At 33.1% G+C, this 18251-nt stretch carries 20 protein-coding genes; 10 read left to right on the top strand and 10 right to left on the bottom strand.

All coding sequences use genetic code 11. From position 1 onward, the window contains the following. Positions 1 to 3: 3 nt before the first annotated feature. Positions 4 to 414 carry a response regulator gene (locus QMG60_RS19145; RefSeq protein WP_281866075.1) on the top strand — a complete coding sequence of 137 codons (411 nt, stop codon included), beginning with the start codon at positions 4 to 6 and terminating at the stop codon, positions 412 to 414. A 56-nt stretch (positions 415 to 470) separates the two neighbouring features. Here the strand turns inward: QMG60_RS19145 and QMG60_RS19140 are convergent, their stop codons facing one another. Further along, positions 471 to 896 (bottom strand): response regulator, encoded by a 426-nt coding sequence (locus QMG60_RS19140; RefSeq protein WP_057116356.1) that lies wholly within the window; start codon positions 894 to 896, stop codon positions 471 to 473. A gap of 272 nt (positions 897 to 1168) precedes the next feature. On the opposite strand from QMG60_RS19140, the gene QMG60_RS19135 reads away from it, so the two are divergent. Continuing rightward, a complete protein-coding gene (locus QMG60_RS19135) occupies positions 1169 to 1849 on the top strand; it encodes a DUF892 family protein (protein ID WP_281866074.1) in 681 nt (226 codons plus the stop codon). 75 nt (positions 1850 to 1924) lie between these two features. Here QMG60_RS19135 and QMG60_RS19130 read toward each other — a convergent pair whose 3' ends face one another. After that, positions 1925 to 3505: an FAD-dependent oxidoreductase gene (locus QMG60_RS19130; RefSeq protein WP_281866073.1), complete on the bottom strand. Its 1581-nt coding sequence runs from the start codon at positions 3503 to 3505 to the stop codon at positions 1925 to 1927. Positions 3506 to 3716: 211 nt separating this feature from the next. Here QMG60_RS19130 and QMG60_RS19125 point away from each other — a divergent pair, with 211 nt between their 5' ends. The 6 genes from QMG60_RS19125 to QMG60_RS19100 all read left to right on the top strand — a co-directional run bounded on the left by QMG60_RS19125 (position 3717) and on the right by QMG60_RS19100 (position 8875). Continuing rightward, positions 3717 to 4886 (top strand): zinc-dependent alcohol dehydrogenase, encoded by a 1170-nt coding sequence (locus QMG60_RS19125; RefSeq protein ID WP_134140265.1) that lies wholly within the window; start codon positions 3717 to 3719, stop codon positions 4884 to 4886. A 294-nt stretch (positions 4887 to 5180) separates the two neighbouring features. Further along, the gene (locus QMG60_RS19120; protein ID WP_166669287.1) at positions 5181 to 5351 is read left to right on the top strand and encodes a hypothetical protein; all 171 of its coding nucleotides are present in this window, start codon (positions 5181 to 5183) and stop codon (positions 5349 to 5351) included. Between the two features lie 53 nt (positions 5352 to 5404). Further along, positions 5405 to 5566 carry a hypothetical protein gene (locus QMG60_RS19115; RefSeq protein ID WP_166669288.1) on the top strand — a complete coding sequence of 54 codons (162 nt, stop codon included), beginning with the start codon at positions 5405 to 5407 and terminating at the stop codon, positions 5564 to 5566. Then, positions 5563 to 6219 (top strand): DUF6766 family protein, encoded by a 657-nt coding sequence (locus QMG60_RS19110; protein ID WP_057116352.1) that lies wholly within the window; start codon positions 5563 to 5565, stop codon positions 6217 to 6219. The genes QMG60_RS19115 and QMG60_RS19110 overlap by 4 nt, the downstream gene beginning before the upstream one ends. A gap of 58 nt (positions 6220 to 6277) precedes the next feature. Further along, positions 6278 to 8464, top strand: a complete 2187-nt coding sequence (locus QMG60_RS19105) for a hypothetical protein (RefSeq protein ID WP_281866072.1) — start codon at positions 6278 to 6280, stop codon at positions 8462 to 8464. A gap of 117 nt (positions 8465 to 8581) precedes the next feature. Further along, positions 8582 to 8875, top strand: coding sequence for a hypothetical protein (locus tag QMG60_RS19100; protein WP_057116350.1), 294 nt, complete (start codon positions 8582 to 8584; stop codon positions 8873 to 8875). Positions 8876 to 8999: 124 nt separating this feature from the next. Here QMG60_RS19100 and QMG60_RS19095 read toward each other — a convergent pair whose 3' ends face one another. Next, positions 9000 to 10508, bottom strand: coding sequence for a tetratricopeptide repeat protein (locus QMG60_RS19095; RefSeq protein WP_281866071.1), 1509 nt, complete (start codon positions 10506 to 10508; stop codon positions 9000 to 9002). 126 nt (positions 10509 to 10634) lie between these two features. On the opposite strand from QMG60_RS19095, the gene yiaA reads away from it, so the two are divergent. Next, positions 10635 to 11108, top strand: coding sequence for an inner membrane protein YiaA (gene yiaA, locus QMG60_RS19090; RefSeq protein WP_134140269.1), 474 nt, complete (start codon positions 10635 to 10637; stop codon positions 11106 to 11108). A 74-nt stretch (positions 11109 to 11182) separates the two neighbouring features. Then, positions 11183 to 11500 carry a hypothetical protein gene (locus tag QMG60_RS19085; RefSeq protein WP_134140270.1) on the top strand — a complete coding sequence of 106 codons (318 nt, stop codon included), beginning with the start codon at positions 11183 to 11185 and terminating at the stop codon, positions 11498 to 11500. Between the two features lie 125 nt (positions 11501 to 11625). Here the strand turns inward: QMG60_RS19085 and QMG60_RS19080 are convergent, their stop codons facing one another. The 7 genes from QMG60_RS19080 to QMG60_RS19050 form a co-directional block, all read right to left on the bottom strand. Further along, complete coding sequence (locus QMG60_RS19080; protein WP_281866070.1) at positions 11626 to 12087, bottom strand: hypothetical protein; 462 nt, start codon at positions 12085 to 12087, stop codon at positions 11626 to 11628. 88 nt (positions 12088 to 12175) lie between these two features. After that, entirely contained in the window at positions 12176 to 13360 is a 1185-nt protein-coding gene (locus QMG60_RS19075) for a DUF3570 domain-containing protein (RefSeq protein ID WP_134140271.1), read from the bottom strand. Positions 13361 to 13378: 18 nt separating this feature from the next. Next, the gene (locus QMG60_RS19070; RefSeq protein WP_057116344.1) at positions 13379 to 13612 is read right to left on the bottom strand and encodes a DUF4266 domain-containing protein; all 234 of its coding nucleotides are present in this window, start codon (positions 13610 to 13612) and stop codon (positions 13379 to 13381) included. Next, entirely contained in the window at positions 13609 to 14502 is an 894-nt protein-coding gene (locus tag QMG60_RS19065) for an FAD:protein FMN transferase (protein WP_281866069.1), read from the bottom strand. Before QMG60_RS19065 ends, QMG60_RS19070 begins: the two co-directional genes overlap by 4 nt. A gap of 40 nt (positions 14503 to 14542) precedes the next feature. Beyond that, positions 14543 to 14980, bottom strand: coding sequence for a thioredoxin family protein (locus QMG60_RS19060; protein WP_281866068.1), 438 nt, complete (start codon positions 14978 to 14980; stop codon positions 14543 to 14545). Between the two features lie 109 nt (positions 14981 to 15089). Next, positions 15090 to 15779, bottom strand: coding sequence for a VIT family protein (locus tag QMG60_RS19055; protein WP_281866067.1), 690 nt, complete (start codon positions 15777 to 15779; stop codon positions 15090 to 15092). A gap of 235 nt (positions 15780 to 16014) precedes the next feature. Next, positions 16015 to 17523, bottom strand: coding sequence for an ATP-binding protein (locus QMG60_RS19050; protein ID WP_281866066.1), 1509 nt, complete (start codon positions 17521 to 17523; stop codon positions 16015 to 16017). Between the last annotated feature and the right edge of the window lie 728 nt (positions 17524 to 18251).

The following is an 18251-nucleotide window of genomic DNA, read 5'->3' as shown; positions in this document are numbered from 1 at the left end:
ATAATGGCACGCAAAAAAAAAAAGAATAAAATTATGTTATACAAAGAAATTCTACTCATTGATGATGATATAGATGACGCTGAAATATTCATGGAAGCGGTCTATAGTATCGACACAGAAATAGTTTTTCGCGTCGAAAGTAACCCCGTTAATGCATTCAATAAATTAGAAAGCGCCGAAAAGCTTCCTGATTTGATATTTCTAGATTACAATATGCCACTTTTAAATGGTAAAGAGTTTCTGCAGAAAATAAAAAGTAATGAGAAACTGAAAGACATACCTGTAATCTTGATTTCAACGCCTTCCCAAGAATTTGTTCAGGACTTATTGCAAAAAAAAGAAATTATACACTATATGAGTAAGCCCAATAGTTATGATGAACTCATTAGTATGCTCAAATCTGTACTACAATAATCTAACTATTTCTTTATCTTAAGATTCAGTAGATTACACCAAAGTTTTTGATCTAATTAATGAGAAGATGAAGGAGTTAAACTTGTACGCCAATATTCCATGATATTTTGAATCATTAACTTGTATGTTGGGAAATTTTCTTCTTTCGTAAAATAACCCTGCACATTATAATTGTAAGCTTTAGTTACATTTTCAGGATTTTTTGAAGTAGAAAGAAAAATATAAGGCACACATTTTTGACTTATTCCGTCATGAGCAAGAATCTGGCTGCGAAGTTCGAATCCATCAATTTTCGGCATATTAATATCCGAAAGAATAAGAAAAGGATTTGTCTGAGGTTTTAACAAATACGGAATTGCAAGTGTAGGGTCTTCAATGAATACAATTTTGTTCGGGTAGCCCAGACTATCAAAGATATCTTTAAGAAAATTTCTGTCATCTTCGTCGTCTTCTATTATAATGATTTCTCCATTTCTTCTCATGGTGTAAATATACCACAATTATTGGAAAAAGTAGTGTATTATAAAAAACGAACTTTTATATTTTGCAAGAAATTAAACTATAGTTTTAGTATTTGATTTCCCAATTTTATACAACCTAATTTAATAGTAGCTAAGAATTCATTATATTTTTTTTTAATTTTCTACTGGTTGATATTCAAATATTTGAATGTTATAATATTGAATTAGAATTGTATAAGCTAACTGTTTGAATGCTCCATACATTTGATAAACTAATTTTAAAAATTATTATCATGAAAGATTCAAATACAAAGACAGCTGCAAAAAAGCCAGCTGCATCTAAAACAAACGCATCTAAAACAAACGCATCTAAAACAAGTGCATCTAAAACAAGTGCATCTAAGACAAGTGCATCTAAGACAAGTGCATCTAAAACAGCTGCACCAAAAGGAACTGTAAAAGCTAAATCATCAGCAGCAGAAGGATTAAGAGACTTATTTGTTGACTCTTTAAAAGATATTTATTGGGCAGAAAAAGCTTTGACTAAAGCATTACCAAAAATGGCTAAAAATGCAACCTCTCAAAATCTTATTGATGCAATTAATGAGCATTTAAAAGTTACTGAAGGACAAGTTACCCGCTTAGAAGAAGTTTTTGCATCTGTTGGAGAAAAAGCTGTTGCAAAAAAATGCGATGCAATGGAAGGCTTGATCAAAGAAGGTGAAGGAATTATGGAAGAGACAGAGCAAGGAGCAGTTCGTGATGCCGGAATTATTGCAGCATCTCAAAAAATTGAACATTATGAAATTGCAACATACGGAACACTTGCAGCGTTTGCTAAAACACTAGGTGAAGATGAAGCAGTATCACTTTTGGTTCAAACTTTAAACGAAGAAAAAGAAGCTGATACTACCTTAACAGAAGCGGCTTATAATACTATTAATTTTGACGCCACAGAAGGCGATGATAAATAATAGAAACGCTTAGTTATGAAAAAACCTCCATCTGAAATAAGGATGGAGGTTTTTTTATTTTATATTTTTATGAAATTATTTGACGTGTATTGGACTCAAATCAGTTTTTGCAGGACCATTCATTACCGTTCCATCTGATGCAAATCGAGAACCATGACACGGGCAGTCAAACGATTTTTCGTCAGTATTCCATTGCACGATACAGCCTAAATGCGGACATACAGCCGAGAAAGCATGCAGCGTATTATCATAATCACGATATACGGCAATTTTTTTCAAACCAGACGAAAGAACACCTCCTTCACCAGCATTTAAATCGGCAGTATTTTTTAAATCAGAAGCTTTTACCCAATCCAGATATTGTGAAGCCATATTCGCAGTTTCTTTAGCAAAATCTCCAATAGATTTGAGTGAAATTCTGGATGGACTGTATAACTCTTCCCATTTATTTTTTATTCCAAGTATTGCATCACTGATAATCATTGCTCCAATTGTGGCATGAGTCATTCCGTTGCCAGAATCACCAGTTATAATATAAATATTATCATCACCAGGATTTTTCCCCATATAACCTAAACCATCTACAGGTTCCATTATCTGGCCAGACCATCTGTAGGCAATATCTTCAAGTACAGGGAAATAATTTCGTGTCCAGCTTTCCAGTCTTTCATATCGTTCAAATTCCGAAATTCCTTCTTCATCAGCCTGCCCAGTTTTATGATCTTCTCCACCAGGAATCAGCAGGTCATATTCGTCATCAAAATTTTCCAAACGAACATAATGATAGGGTTGCGAAACCCATTTCGAATTTAAATCGCCAGTATCCCACCATAGTGAATTTGGCAGTTTGCCTTTGGGAACTTTGCCCGCAATAACATAACTTCTGTAGGCCGCTTGTTTGGTGTGCATCGTAAAAGTATCGTTAATAGGCGAATTAGTAGCCACAACAATATGTTCTGCAGAAAAATTATACCCATTTACTTCTGCACCATCTTTAGTAATTTTTTCGGCTCTTGCTTCTGTATAAATAGTTCCGCCAAGAGCAATAACTGCATCAGCAACTCCTTTAAGGTATTGTAAAACATGAAATTGAGCCTGATTATTAAAAACAATACATGGCATAGATTCCCCGCCGTTTATTGTTGGGGTTTCTTTTAAAAAAGCGGTATCTATTCCAGCGTTTTGTGTGGCATTGAATTCCTTTTCTAGATTTTCTATTTTATCCGAAGGATGCAGAAACAAATAACCGTTTACTCTTTTGAAGGAACAATCGATATTTAAAGTCTGCACTATATTTTCTATTTCATCAATTGCAGCACTGTGGCTTTCGGCTGCTAATTTTGCTCCATCATTGCCAAAAGTATCTTCTAAATAATAATATCGATCATCTAAGGCGCAGGACAAATGTGCTGTAGTGCGGCCGGTTTCTCCGCTTCCTATCACACCATCGTCTACTAAAACCACTTTTTTACCTCCTTTTAATAATTTATAAGCTGTAGTCAGACCAGCAATTCCACCGCCAATAATAAGGACTTCTGTTGTAATATCTTGGTCAGGATTTTGAAAAGCAAGAATAGAAGTAGAATCAATCCAATACGATACATTGCTTCCTGACGAAATGCTGCCATCATTCCATTTATCATCTGTTTGTGACATAATAAAATTGTTTTAAGGATTATTGGATTTGAATCAGATTTTTCAAATCTCTCTCAAATTTATAAAATCAACACCCCAAAATATTATAGCTTAAAATGATTAGTTTACATCATTACCAGTCAATTTTTATGTAAGAAAATGGAATTAAAATATAATATTAATGGTTTAAATAAGAGTTACTTAGCGTTCTATTAATGTAAAAATAAATATTATGAAAGCAGCAGTTATCCATGGACCTGGATCCATAAAATACGATACAGTCGATGACCCAAAATTAAATGCAAAAGACGATATCATTCTTAAAGTTACTTCTACAGCAATTTGCGGATCTGATCTTCATATTTATTCAGGAGGATTTCCTCAGCCCAGACCTATGGTTCTCGGACATGAATTTATGGGGATAGTAGAAGAAGTTGGCTCTGAAGTAACTCATGTTAAAAGGGGCGATAGGGTTGTAGTTCCTTTTCCTATTGCATGCGGAAATTGTTTTTTCTGTAATCACGATGTTCCAGGAAATTGTGAACATAGCAATCCTGAACATTATGGACCTGAAGGAGGCATAGCCACAGAAAAAGGAGGTGCACTTTTTGGATATACAGATCTTTACGGAGGTTATGACGGAGGTCAGGCTCAATACGTAAGAGTTCCTTATGCGAATTATGGACCAAGAGTTGTTCCTGATAATTTAACAGATGAGCAGGTTCTTTTTCTAACAGATATTTTCCCAACTGGATATACAGGAGTAGATTGGGGAGAAGTTAAAGGAGGAGAAACAGTAGCTATTTTTGGTTCGGGACCAGTTGGTTTAATGGCTGCAAAAAGTGCCTGGTTAAGAGGAGCAGCGCAGGTTATTGTTGTAGATACTCTTCAATACAGACTTGATAAAGCAAAAGCTACAACGGGCTGCACTACTATTTTATGGGAAGACGGACCAAAAGATGTTGTAGAACATATTCGTTCTTTAACAAACGGCCGCGGTGCAGATGTTTGTATTGATGCCGTAGGTTTTGAACCTGATCGAAATCTAGGTGACCGAATTAAAGCAACTATTAATTTTGAAAAAGGTTCCATAAAAGTACTAGAAGCTTGTATGAGTGCTGTAAGAAGAAGTGGAATAGTTGCTGTACTGGGCGTTTATCCTGTTAATTACGATAATTTTCCGTTGGGACAATTCTTTGACAAAGGAATTATCCTAAAAGGCGGACAAGCTCCTGCTCATAAACATATCGATAAATTATTAGAATATGTGGTTCAGGGAAAAGTACAGCTTGATGATATTATTACACACAGACTGCCATTATCTGAGATTTCGCATGCTTACGACATTTTTAAAAAACGCGAAGACGGATGTGTAAAAGTCGTTTTAGATCCTTGGAAGTAATTCAACTCTATATCACGCAGTAATTTATATTGAAGTAAAAAGAAAGGGAAAACTTTAAAACTATTTAAGCTTTCCTTTTCTTTTTTTAAAGCAGCACTATTTATTTAGGGATTTTTGAATACTTGATATTCAATAAATCATTTAATAATATAATAAAGCTCTATAATGTTGTAAAATACTGAAAGCCAGTATAAGTAATTTTAACATTGAGAAAAATAAATGAATTTTCATGTTGTGATTTATTTATTAAATAATGAAAAGAGAAGATTTTGTATAACAATAAGGATTAAGATTATGTTTAAGAAAGGTCAAAAAGTACAGCAGGAATTTGGTAATCAAGTAATGAAAATTATAGATTTTGAACCAGATTTGATAGAAAATGTCATTACCCAATGGGAAGATGAACAAGGAACTATTGTTACGGGAAAATTTATGGAATCTCAGCTTTTACCAGCAGATGAATAAATGCAGAAGATAGAGGGATTATGGTTTAATATAATACACCTAAAATTATGAAAATGAATTCAACATATAATAAGAACACTTTCTATGATTATCAAGAAAAGGATATCGAAAGTTTATTTGGTCACAAAAAAATAACTACAATACAAAAACTGTTTTATGAATTGCCAAGTGCTGGCGGTATATCAGTAATGTTTTCTGAAATGAACATATTATGAAAACTTTTATACGCAACAACGGACTTTCAATTTGTTTCTTATTATTATTTTTTGCTTCGTTTGCCGGGCAGATTCTTTTTGGTTTTAAAGAATATAATAAAGATCTTATTGAAAACGGAGTGACTCCAATTACTATATTATCTTATTTCTCAACAGGACATTTTGTAGAGTCTACTTTTGAAAATTGGGAAAGTGAATTTTTGCAAATGGCGCTTCTTGTTGTATTAACTATTTTTTTACAGCAAAAAGGATCTTCAGAATCTAAAGATTTTGATAAAGAAGAAGAGGTTGACCGTGAACCTTCTCCCAATAAAAAAGACGCTCCTTGGCCCGTTAAAAAAGGAGGATTTATTTTGGCTCTTTACAAGCATTCACTTAGTATTATGTTGTTTTTATTATTTGCGCTTTCATTCGTTGCACATTTTTATGGAAGTTTAAAAGACGAAAATGAACAGCTCTCTTTCAAAGGAATGCCCCTAGAAACAGCATCAAAATATATTACCGATTCAAGATTTTGGTTTGAATCATTTCAAAATTGGCAGAGCGAATTTTTATCAGTATTTGCAATTATAGTACTTTCTATTTATTTGAGACAGATAGGTTCATCACAATCAAAACCTGTAGATGCACCTCACGCAGAAACTGGCGAGTAATATTTGTTTAAACAAAATTTCAAAATTTACCATTAATGCTATCTTAAACAAATGATGTATGCATACAATTTCACCATGGGCAGCCACAGTGCAGGCCGATTTAGAAAACAGCGTTTTAATATGGGAAAAGGAATTTCATAACTATTTTTTCCAAGTTTATAATACAGGCGATTCATTATGGATTTTGGTGATTTGGCCAAATCAGGTAAAGATGGCCTTTCGTGCCGCATTTGCTATGAATAGTTGTTTTGAAGTCACAAATCTATTTGATGACGAGGAAATACTCATAATTAATTTAGAAACAAAACTGGGCACTTACAGCACAGCTATTTCTTTTCCGAATTCTGATAAAACTTTACTTCATTATAAAACTACATTTAAAGCTAATCAGCCTTTTATGATTCCATTTTGGCCAAGAGATATAATTCCTGTAACCCAAAGTGGAAATGTTGCCAATACAAATGGAACCATCCATACCAATCAAATAGGTTCAAGGTCTGGACTACTTTTTGCAAGTATGACCAAACCAAAAGGAGGTTCTTTTTTTTACTTTCAAGATTTGGGCTCTATAAGCGAATATTGTGAGGCAACAGAAACATCATTAGAAAATACTGTTGGCGGAAGCTGGCCTGAAATTGGTTTTCAATTACCAATAACAGAAGAAAAACCTTTGCCTTCAGATAAAGCCTATGTAATATCAGATGCCTATGTTTTATTTTCTGAAGATACAATTGAAAATGAAATACAAGAAACACAAGAGTTTATTAGAAATTTGGCAGATGTTTATTGCGTTTTACCACATCCTGAAATCATTTATCACAACTGGCCTGAAATTACCCAAAATTGTCTGGACGAGTTGTATCATAATAAAGGATCTTGGACTCAGACAAAAGGAAACTCTTTTTTAAATGCTTATTTGTGCGATTACGATACTCCGGCAGAAGTTATGGTTCAGCTCGCCGTATTAATGCCTCTTAATGAATTAACCCTCTGGTACGGAGAAACACATCCAGTTTATAATGATTTGCTCGAAGGAATAGATTCGTTTTATGATCCTAAAATAAAGACAATAAACAGATGGCTTCCAGAACTTATTGAAGAACTTGATAAGTCAGAAGAACAAAAGAAGGAAATGGTAATGGATTCCTGGTACCTGCATCATCCTCTCATGAATTTGACAAGACTCGCTTTGAATGGCGAAAAAAAAGCAGAAGATCTCGTTTTAAAATCTGTTGAATTTGCCATTAAGGTTGCGCATCATTTTGATTATGAATGGCCGGTATTTTATAAAATGGATACTCTTGAAGTTGTTAAAAAGGAAACTGCTCCTGGAGAGGGAGGGGAAAAGGATGTGCCGGGATCATATGCACATTTAATGTTGCTGTTGTATCGCTTGACAAAGGAGAAACGTTATCTAAATGAAGCTGAAAAAGCAGTTAAGAAACTCATAGGCTGTGGATTTAGTATTTTTTATCAAGCCAATAATACCGCTTTTTCTGCTGGAGCACTTTTAGAATTATATAAAATTACGAACAAAAAAGAATACCTGGATTTAAGTTACGCTTGTCTGGCTTGTCTTTTCAAAAATATGCAGATATGGGATTGCCAATACGGATTTGGGAAAAATTACCCAAATTACTTTTCTGTTTTTCCTCTTAACGAAGCACCTTATACTGCCGCATACGAAGAAATGGAAGTATACGCAGCGCTATCAGAATATTTAATACAGGCCGAATCGATAGATCTTGAACCTGCATTAAAAATTCTTATTCCAGAATTCTTAAAATATGCTATCAGCAGATTTCCTTATTATTATCCAACCAAACTTCCTCCTGAGATGGTTTCAGACGAAGCTAAAACAGGCGAAATAGGCAAAACATTTTGGATTCCGCTAGAAGATCTTTATAATGGATGGGAAAAAAGCGGACAGGTAGGGCAGGAAGTTTATGGAGCTGGCGTGGGTTTTGGAGTCATGACAAGACAATATCATCAAGTAAGAAATGAAGACTTTTTAATTTTTACAGATTATCCAATTGTAAATTTTAAAAAAGTAAAAAAAACAATAACATTTAAAGTTTTAGGAAATGCGGATTTCGAATGCAATTTTAAAATTCTACTAAATGAGAAAAGTAAAATCGATTTTGAAGTTTTCCAAAATAAGAAAAAAATCGAACCTGAATCTAAATCCAAAACTTTAGCAGAGTACAAAATAAATGGAGATTCTTCTGTAAAAATAATTTTATAGTGTTTGTTGTTTGATTTTCAGATATATGTATGAAATATATAAAATCTAGAGATCGATAATGTAACAATAAAAGAGTGTGGAGAAATAACTTTGAATAATAACTAAAAAATAAAAATTATGAAAACTATATTCAAAACCTCGATATTAATCTTCTTATTTGCAGCGGTCATTTCTTCATGTAAAAAGAATGAAAATGCTGCTGAAGATAATACTTATACCAATAGTGCTGATTCAACCGAAACAACTATTGATACTGTCGGACCAAATTCTGACACCACAAATACTAGTACAAATGGAACAACCGGTGCCGTTGGTGAAGGTTCTACAGGTTCTGGATCTGACGGAACAACGCAAAAAGGAAGTACTAGTGTAAAAACAGACTCAACATCTAATAGTAAAGGCAGTAAATAACTGCCCTGGTTGATTACTTAATGTTGAACCTGCAGCAGTTGCTTGCTGCAGGTTTGTTTTTTGTAAATAAACAAAAAATCATCAAATACTAGAGAATCAAAATTACGATTACTTGATCGAAAATTCAGGCAGGAAAATAGGTAGTTAAAAGATTTAAAGTTGTCTCATAAATAGGCTTCTGTCGTACTTTTGCGAGCAGCCATGCCAAAAAGCTCATGATCAAAATATCCTTAGGTCCGTTTTGAGATGTAATGATAAAATCTTCAATTGTTTTTTGAAATTTTTCAGTTTTTATAATTTCTGGTTTCAGTACATATTGTTCTACAAATAAGAGATACTGCACAACTCGCTCTTCATTTACCGTTAAAAGATATTTTTTGTAACGGCGTTTAAAACTTTTTATACGCGATATTGCCAGTTCTGTATTTTCTTCCTGTACATGAAGCAAGATTTCTACAAGACACTTTTTGATTGTCCAGTCCATTCCCATTTTTTTTTCGTACCAGCTGTCGGTATGGTTTAGTTTTGCCATTTCTTTTACGGCATTACGTCCTGCATTTTGCTGTATATAAAAAACGATCAGCATCAAACGAATATCGTTACTGTCATTAGGATCTGTCTTTTTATTTAAAGTTAAAGACTTCTCGGCAGTCTCTATCGCTTTTTGAAAATTTCCAAGATAATTTTCATTGAAAGAAAGCAGTAAAAAATATCTCAGGCAAAAACGCTGATAATACTTACCAGACTGATTATTCAGTTGTGTAAACAACGAATTCAAATAGCTTAAAGATTCTTTAAATTGACCATTTCTAAAATAGAAGTTCGCTATAAAATATAATATGTAGATATGATAGTACAAATGCTTATTTGTCAAATCTGCTTTTTTACTAATGAAGCGATAGCTCTTAAGAACAAATGGCTGTATAAGCGAGAAATTGTTGTTTATAGAAGCATACTCATTGGCAATGAATAAGATCTGGTAAAGAGATTTAAAAGTTAATCCTTGTTTTAAAGAAATTCCGTATGTTTCAATAGTGTTTTTTATAAGCGCCTGGAAGTCTACAATCCGGCTTTCATGATAAATAGCAGCCAGTTCGCGTCGCAAAACAGCATAGCCCAAATTAAGCTGTTCTTCGTATTCGAGCTGTTTTTTATTTGCTTTGAAATTCTGTATTATTTTTTCAATTGGCTGTGACAGATCGAAGTGGGCAAACTGTATCTGAGTCAGATATATTTCATTAAGCAGACTAAAATGTTCCAAGTTGACTGCAATTTCTTCAGCCTTTGCCAAACATTTGAAAGCCGTTTTTTCGAGTTTATGTTCAAAAAATAGGCGGCTCACAACAATAAGACGAAGTATTGCATTTTCTTGTGAAGTATCATTTTCAAAACTTCGATTAGCCATGAAGTCAATCATGTTGTCATAAAGTCTTTTTCTAAGGGCATGATACGCATCTGTACTTTTTGTATCTAATGAATTCTTTTTGTTAAGTTTTATATCGTCAGTTTTTAAAGAATTAAATAAAGCGATATTACCTGCATCTTTTCGCTTGTTTTTTCTTGATAAATACTGTATGAATGCCTTTTTATCATTCTCATTCATTATGTTTGATATTTCTTGGAGTGCATTCATAAATAAGATTTTTATTGAGGTAAAAATAATAAAATGTATTTTATATCGTCAGTTTTATATGGAAATTGATTTTGATAACTCCTGCTTCATCCTGAAATTTGTCTCATAATTATAAAACATAAAATTATGGAACCGCTAAAATCAAATGAATCAAACAACAATTCAGAATCAAAAAATGCAAAATCAAACAATGGATTTAATCCGTTAAAACCGAGCGCTGCCTTTGTGGGAGCATCTTGGATGACATTAATTATTGGTATGACCTCTTATTGTATTGGTCTTTACAATTCGGAAATGGCTTATAACGAAAAAGGCTATTATTTTACAATTCTTCTCTTTGGTCTTTTTTCTGTAATATCAGTACAAAAAAGTGTGCGTGACAAGCTGGAAGGAATACCAGTAACCGACTTATATTACAGTATAAGCTGGTTTAGTACTATTGCCTCTATAGTCTTACTTATAATTGGTTTGTGGAATGCTAATTTACTATTGAGTGAAAAAGGTTTCTTCGGAATGTCATTCGTATTAGGATTGTTCTCGGCCCTTGCTGTGCAAAAAAATACCCGAGACCTTAAACAATTTGAATCTACTATTGTATAATATTTTAGCGGAGCCTCATTACTGTCACAGCAATGTGCAGTTTTGAGGTTTTCTAAAGCTTAATTCGTATGATTATGAAATCTAGATACAAAACGATTATTTATAGTATGGGAGTATTATTGCTTGCCATTAATGTTCTAGATAAAATTTGGTGGATATATATAAGCAAAATCTACACTGAGTTTGAAGATTGCAAGACAGCTTATCTTAGTGTGTTTCCCGAATGTATTCAAGATGCTTTTCTTTTAACAGTTATTGAAATATTTTCATTAGCAATAACGGCGATTATCTTTTCAAAAGCTAAAAAGGCTGCTTATCTAAAAAAGACATCCAAAATTTTGATGATAATTTCTTTAGTACTCTGTGGATGGAATGTTTTTTCTTTGATGTAAAAGATTTACAATTTTACATATTATACAAAAAAAAACACTTCACAATGAAGTGTTTTTTCCTTGGTTGCTAATAAATATTCTAGATATTTTATATAAAAAAGAGGCTCCCCAAAGCCTCTTTTGCATTAATGTTTCCCATTTCCTTTGCCCTTACCATTTCCATTATGGTTCCCACTATCGTGATGTCCATTATTCCCTTTACCAGGTTTTGGACCAATTGTTTTTTGAGGTTTTCCTTTATAACCTTTTGCATATTTTAACTTATGGGTTTTAAAATTGTCATAAGGACGGTCTCCTCTATAATCTGTCAAAACTACTTTGTACTCATTGTAAAGATCATAATTTCTATAGGCAGCAGGCAACGCTCTTGTTCTGACCCATCTTCCGTTGTTTAAGTACACATAATTTGACGTGCTTACATCATAATAAGTCTCAAGATCTGGAAGATAATAGTAGCGAACATCTGTGTAGCCCACCGGACCCCATGCAGGAGGAGTTCCTATATTTACATTTACAGATACTTGTGCTTGAGATTGACTAAAAGAAAAGAATACGATTCCAATCAATAAATATTTTAAAGTTTTCATAATTTCATTTTTTTAATTCATTACTGTATTTAGAATAAACAAGAAGCGTGCCTAAATTTATTTTATTTTTTAAGTGGTTGATTATCTTTTATTTGTATTTTATATTAATGCTGATAATATCCGAAGTCATATTAGTAGTTCTAGTATAATGCCCGTAACGGAGTTCTAATGTATTCCAGTGTTTAAGTCCAAAAATTCCGTTTAGAGGCGTAAATTTCATTCCCATTCCAAAGAAACTACTGTTAAACTTAGATAAATCATAATTGCTGGTGTAATATTCATCAGCTGCAGTATGTTCTCCGTATGGTTTAAAATATTTAGTTCCTGTTTGTGTATAATATCTATAAAAAGGACTGACTGAAAAAGCCTGGGTTAATTTCACAGGAATTTCAATATCGGCAGTATGCGCTTTTAAGCTCCAATCGTCAGTATAATATCTGTAATAAGCACGAATAATTATATTGTCTCCCAAGAAATAACTGGCTCTGATTCCCAATGGAATTTTGAATCTGGTATCCGGCATTTTTTCCTGATGCACCGAGCCATCTACAAAATAAACTCTATGAAAAGGAAGGCTTAAGTATCCATTTTGGCTGATTACATCTCCTACAAGCATTACCTGCAGGTTCTTGTTTACAACCTGCGAGTAGCTTAAAGTTCCTGCAAAAGTATTACGGTTGGCGCTGCCATAGCCTTCCTGGCCTGGAGGGCGGAGCTCGACTGGTTCAATTAATTTTAACTGATCTATAAAGGTCTGAAATTTAGCTGTAAATTCTCCGTTTCTGTCTTTTGTTTTTTGTGAGAAGCTGATGTTTCCTCCAAAGGACTGGTAGTCAAACTCCGTTGATGATGAAACTCCAATTCCCAATGTTCTTCCTTTTTCTTCATTCTCTCTCAAATAAGTCAACGAAGGATAGAAGCGGTTGTCTGAAGATGATGCAGATGAATTGGCACTCAAATCAATCATATCTGATGATGCTGAGGTATAGTGATCTATACCAGCTTCGATATCAAAAGTGTGCTTAATTCCAGTTTCTCCGTATTTTACTAATTTTACATCAATAGTATTTGCTATATCTGTAAGGTGCTCAGAACCAATACCTCCAGTAACGGCAGAATTATCTCCATCCTGTTTATAATAACTGGAAACCAGATTTACTTCTTCCAGCTTTAATTTTTTGCTTTTATAACTAATAGAATCAGTAGGAACATTTTGTGCTTTTGTCTGAAATAATGCCAACAAAGCAAACCCTGTTATGAATATTCTTTTCATTTTTTTATAGTATGAAAATTAGTTACACCCGCAGCCGCCACCGCTTTTTCCTGAATTTGCTCCGGAAGCTCCTTCACGGTAGGATTGAAAACTGAGTTCTGTCTTTTCGATTTTTCGATTAGAAAGTACCATTTCAGAATCGTTGATTTTTCCCTTCTGGTATTCTTTTACCGAAGTACAAGAGGTGAACAGAATAGCTGTAAAAGCAATGCTGCAGAACAGTACCAGTTTTTTTTGCTTTGGCTTTTTCATTTCAGGTTAATGTTTTTTGATGTGTAAATTTTATTGCTGTCATCGATAATAATACAATATAAATCAGGGATCTGATCTATTAAAAATAAGCCTGCCTTAATTCCCATAACTGCTATTGGAGTTGCCATTGCATCTGCAAATTCTGCATTAGAAGCGATAATGGTAACACTTTTTATTCCGGTTATTGGCAGCCCTGTTTTTGGGTCAATGGTATGCGAATATTTTTTTCCATTAATGGTTACGAATTTTTCATAGTTGCCAGAGGTTGCTACTGCTTTATTGGATATTTCCATGTACGAAAAAGCACCATTTGGAGAGTCAGGGTTTGCTACGCCAATTGTCCATTTTTTTCCATCAGGCTGTAATCCCCACGCAGATAGATCTCCACTGGCATTTATAATGCCGCTTTGAACATTTTGTTTTAAAAGGATCTGTTTGGCCATTTCAGCGGCATAACCTTTTCCAATACCTCCAAAACCAATCCGCATTCCTTTTTCTTTTAGAAATACAGTTGAGTTTTCTTTGTCCAGCATGATATTTCTGTAATCAATAAGGTGCACCATTTTTTTTGCTGTCAGTGCATCAGGAAGTGTGGTCATTGTTTTGTCAAAATTCCAAAGACTTTTGTCGATACTTCCGTAAGAGATATCAAATGCACCTTGTGTGATTTTCGAAATTCCAATGGATCTTTCAATAAGATTAAAAACTTCCGGATCTACTTTTACAGGCTGAATTCCTGCATTATCATTAATCAGATTGGTCTGGCTATCTGTGCTATAAGTAGTCAGCAGCTTTTCAATCCGCCTGATTTCTTCAATAGCAAGATTAATATTCTCATTTCCTTTTTTCTCATTTTCAGCTACAACTGTAATGGTAAAGTTGTTTCCCATGAGTTTTAGGGATTGAGAATATTTTTGCTTTTTGAATATGTTATTTTCGGCTTTCACAGATCGCTTTTATTTCGGCAGTCCATTGTTCAGGTGAGGTTTCAGGTTTTCCGTGCCAGGTTTTGATTACTTTGCCATCAGCATCCAGAAGAAGTGTTAAAGGGAAACTGCCTTCTTTATTATATATTTCAGCTAACCCTTCATTACGCTTAACCTGTTCGGGTGTTCCGATGTTTTTCTTTTTTCTTGGAAAATCAGCATTAACCAGTACTAAATTTTCATTTGCCATATCTGTGAACACCTGACTTTCAAAATATTCTTTGCGCGTTACGATGCAGGGTCCGCACCAGTCTGAACCAGAGAAGTTCAAAAGAATTAATTCGTGCTTTTCTTTTGCAATTTTTTTTGCATTATTAAAGTCAGGTTCCCAATTTACAGGAGACATAAATGTTAATAGGAGAAACATTGCGATAAGCTTCATTATTCAGTTTGTTTTTAGGTATATACGAAATAACGAATTAGAAGGGATCTTATTTTTTTTTATCGCTTAAGATTTGATTAAATTTATATTACATTGAAATCCTAACTTTTTAAGCGGTCTGAACTCCAAAAATATAGCCAACTAGCGCAGATGCTGCCATTGCAAAAGTACCCCAGATACAGATACGCATTACTGCTTTTAAAATATTTGATCCGCCTGCCTTTGCAGCTAGTATTCCAGATAGTGCCAAAAAAAGTATTGAAAAACCATATTGATAAAATACCATTTGTTTACTAGGAGCGAGAATAGCTACTACAAGCGGTAAAATACCTCCAATAATAAATGAAACAGCCGATGCAAATGCCGCCATTAATGGATTGGCCTGCGTAATTTCATTTATTCCTAGTTCATCTCTTGCGTGAGTTTCAAGAGCATTATGAGCGGTTAGTTCATGAGCGACCTGTTTTGCTAATTCTTTATTTAGTCCCCTTTGAATGTAAATATGTGTCAGTTCTTCAAGTTCAAGTTCTGGCATATTTTCCAACTCTGCTTTTTCTCTTTTAAGATCAGCAGATTCAACATCAGCCTGGGAGCTTACAGATACATATTCGCCTGCTGCCATAGAAAGGGCACCAGCTACTAAACCAGCCGTTGCAGCCAGTAAAATAGGTTCTCTTGTTACACTCGCTGCAGCTACACCAATTGCTAAACTTGTAGTAGATAAGATTCCGTCGTTTGCACCTAGGACAGCTGCCCTTAACCAGCCGCTTCTATTGATATAATGATTTTCAGTATTCATAGTTCATGTAAATTATTTGTCCAGTCGAAATAAGTTTTAAGAAATTCCCTATTTTATAATTATGTTTCATTCTGGGCAGGCTTTTGTCTATATCATTTATTTTTCACTTTTATATCCAAATAAAATTAACTGAAAATGTCTTCTATCATGTGATTAGTACAAATAGAATGATTCTAAATTTTAGCCATTATAATTTTTGATCTTAATTACCGTAATCAAAAATATTTATTCAATATTATATACTTTGTGTTGTTTGTTTTAAAGGAAGCGTTACTGTAAATTCGGCTCCATTATCTTTTTCTCCGGTGGCTGTAATTGTACCATGATGTCTTTTTGCTATTTTTCTGCAAAGCGAAAGCCCGAGTCCATTTCCTTCATATTCGTCTTTAGAATTTAATCTTTCAAAAGCATTAAAAATCCTTTCAGCGAAAACAGAGTCGAGTCCGATGCCATTATCTTTAACGACAATTTGTACAGCATCTTCACCATTTAAAGTTGTATTTGCACAAGTAATAATAACTCTTGGCGGCTCATCTGCTTTTGAGAATTTTAATGCATTTTGTATAAGGTTATAAAAAAGCTGTGTAATAAGAATAGGCGCTCCTTCTATTTCGGGCAGGTCACAAGAACTCAATATTGCGCCTTTCTCTTTTATAATCAGTTCTAGGTCTGTTTTTATACCGTCAATAACTTCATTGAGATTAATTTTTTCAATTGACTGCTTGGTTTTATCAATAGTAGAGTAGCTGAGAATACCTTCTATTATATTGTTCATTCTAAGTGTAGACTGGTCTATTTTATGGAGATATTTTTTACTGCTCTCATTAAAATTAATTTCTTTTTCATTTTTTAAAAGAGTATTGAAAATTTTAATTTTTCTTACAGGTTCTCTTAGATCGTGACTTACTACATTTGCAAAATGAAGTAGATCATCATTTGATCTCCTTAGTTCTTCGGTGCTGTAAGCAACCTGTTTTTTTAATTCTTCTTCAAATTGCCTCTGCTCACTAATATCCTGAATAATTCCAATTATAGTGATTGGAATTCCATTTTCATCTTTAATAATCTTGCCATTAATTTTTGTCCATCGTATGGATTTATCTTTATTTACAATTCGAGCTTCATAACATATTTTCCCTGTGCTTTCAGCTTCTTTATGTGCTTTTTCACGAGCTGCTAAATCGTCCGGATGAAGTTTTGCGACTAATTCTTCAGTGGATATTTCTGATTCAATAGCGCATATAGAATTGAAATTCCCACAGGTTTTGATTTTTTTGGTTACAAGGTCTATTTCATAAGTTCCCATTCCAGATGACTCTATTGCAATTCTAAGCCTTTCTTCTGCACTCTGAACCTGTTGCGTAGCCATATGTAAATCAGTTACATCTGCGCCAGTATTCATTACTCCATAAATTTTTCCTTGTTCATCAATAAGAGGAATGAAACTATAATTGAAATAATATGAATTTGTGACGCCATTACTAATTAGATCTACCTTTTTGTCTTGAGCATGAAAGGGAATTCCAGTTTTAAGTACATTAAGTGCCTCATCAAAAAAAGAATCTTTTTTAATCTCAGGAAGAATGTCAAGATAATTTTTGCCTATTACATTATTGCCTTTCCCCCAAAGTTGAATCATAGCAGTATTGGCAAGCTCAATTTTTAGATTATCACCTGTATAAACTGCGATAGGCAATGGTGTATGGTCAACTATATCTTTTAAGATCCTCACATTTTGATACATAGCAATTTATTTTAGGTTTTTGTTTGACAAATCTAATTTTTTATTAAACATTTTTGTTACACTAATAAGCTAAAGTGTTTCATAATTTGTGGCTAATATTAACTCCAAAGTATCGTTTTAATTTGGGGTTTTGTGTTATTACAAGGAAAGCTTATTATTGAAATCTAAATTAAATAAACAATTCTATTTTGTTTAACATTGTTTTAAAATAATTAAACAAAATAAAATATTTAACAATTAAATAGATCAATTATTTAGAAATTGGAAAATTAAGAGTAAATGATTTAAAATTTTAATACTTAATATCTCATTTTTAAATTTGGTATTTTAAAGTAGATTAAAGTAAATGTAATTGATTTTTCGACAGAACTTTACTTTTTAAATCAATCATATTTTAAATTCTAAGTTTTGCATCGATTTTGTCAAAAAACTTTTCAGGAATTTTTACAAGGTCAAAAAATGTTTTTACACAAAAAACTAAATAGTATCATTTTTTAGTCTCTAAGATTTAAACCTTTTCTTCGGCAATCATAGAATGAATAAACAATTCCTTTAATATGTATTTTCAACAATACCATTTTTAAATAAACAAACTGTAAAATATGTCTATGTTTTTGATTGATGAATCCATCTTTTCTGATAGTCTTATACATAATTTTATTTTCCAGTTCAGAGCCCATTATTTTGCTCTACATTTTATTAAATAAGAATTGTTAATTATTAGTAAT

Origin of the sequence: Flavobacterium sp. GSB-24, from assembly GCF_027924665.1 — a bacterium.
In the GTDB taxonomy this organism is placed as follows: domain Bacteria; phylum Bacteroidota; class Bacteroidia; order Flavobacteriales; family Flavobacteriaceae; genus Flavobacterium.
Note: the sequence above shows the minus strand (reverse complement) of the source record. Positions and strands in the feature narration are given on the sequence as shown.

Excerpts from the sequence above, each read along its gene's own strand:
- QMG60_RS19145 (WP_281866075.1), top strand. The coding sequence starts at position 4 with ATGGCACGCAAAAAAAAAAAGAATAAAATTATGTTATACAAAGAAATT.
- QMG60_RS19140 (WP_057116356.1), bottom strand. The coding sequence starts at position 896 with ATGAGAAGAAATGGAGAAATCATTATAATAGAAGACGACGAAGATGAC.
- QMG60_RS19135 (WP_281866074.1), top strand. The coding sequence starts at position 1,169 with ATGAAAGATTCAAATACAAAGACAGCTGCAAAAAAGCCAGCTGCATCT.
- QMG60_RS19130 (WP_281866073.1), bottom strand. The coding sequence starts at position 3,505 with ATGTCACAAACAGATGATAAATGGAATGATGGCAGCATTTCGTCAGGA.
- QMG60_RS19125 (WP_134140265.1), top strand. The coding sequence starts at position 3,717 with ATGAAAGCAGCAGTTATCCATGGACCTGGATCCATAAAATACGATACA.
- QMG60_RS19120 (WP_166669287.1), top strand. The coding sequence starts at position 5,181 with ATGTTTAAGAAAGGTCAAAAAGTACAGCAGGAATTTGGTAATCAAGTA.
- QMG60_RS19115 (WP_166669288.1), top strand. The coding sequence starts at position 5,405 with ATGAATTCAACATATAATAAGAACACTTTCTATGATTATCAAGAAAAG.
- QMG60_RS19110 (WP_057116352.1), top strand. The coding sequence starts at position 5,563 with ATGAAAACTTTTATACGCAACAACGGACTTTCAATTTGTTTCTTATTA.
- QMG60_RS19105 (WP_281866072.1), top strand. The coding sequence starts at position 6,278 with ATGCATACAATTTCACCATGGGCAGCCACAGTGCAGGCCGATTTAGAA.
- QMG60_RS19100 (WP_057116350.1), top strand. The coding sequence starts at position 8,582 with ATGAAAACTATATTCAAAACCTCGATATTAATCTTCTTATTTGCAGCG.
- QMG60_RS19095 (WP_281866071.1), bottom strand. The coding sequence starts at position 10,508 with ATGAATGCACTCCAAGAAATATCAAACATAATGAATGAGAATGATAAA.
- yiaA (WP_134140269.1), top strand. The coding sequence starts at position 10,635 with ATGGAACCGCTAAAATCAAATGAATCAAACAACAATTCAGAATCAAAA.
- QMG60_RS19085 (WP_134140270.1), top strand. The coding sequence starts at position 11,183 with ATGAAATCTAGATACAAAACGATTATTTATAGTATGGGAGTATTATTG.
- QMG60_RS19080 (WP_281866070.1), bottom strand. The coding sequence starts at position 12,087 with ATGAAAACTTTAAAATATTTATTGATTGGAATCGTATTCTTTTCTTTT.
- QMG60_RS19075 (WP_134140271.1), bottom strand. The coding sequence starts at position 13,360 with ATGAAAAGAATATTCATAACAGGGTTTGCTTTGTTGGCATTATTTCAG.
- QMG60_RS19070 (WP_057116344.1), bottom strand. The coding sequence starts at position 13,612 with ATGAAAAAGCCAAAGCAAAAAAAACTGGTACTGTTCTGCAGCATTGCT.
- QMG60_RS19065 (WP_281866069.1), bottom strand. The coding sequence starts at position 14,502 with ATGGGAAACAACTTTACCATTACAGTTGTAGCTGAAAATGAGAAAAAA.
- QMG60_RS19060 (WP_281866068.1), bottom strand. The coding sequence starts at position 14,980 with ATGAAGCTTATCGCAATGTTTCTCCTATTAACATTTATGTCTCCTGTA.
- QMG60_RS19055 (WP_281866067.1), bottom strand. The coding sequence starts at position 15,779 with ATGAATACTGAAAATCATTATATCAATAGAAGCGGCTGGTTAAGGGCA.
- QMG60_RS19050 (WP_281866066.1), bottom strand. The coding sequence starts at position 17,523 with ATGTATCAAAATGTGAGGATCTTAAAAGATATAGTTGACCATACACCA.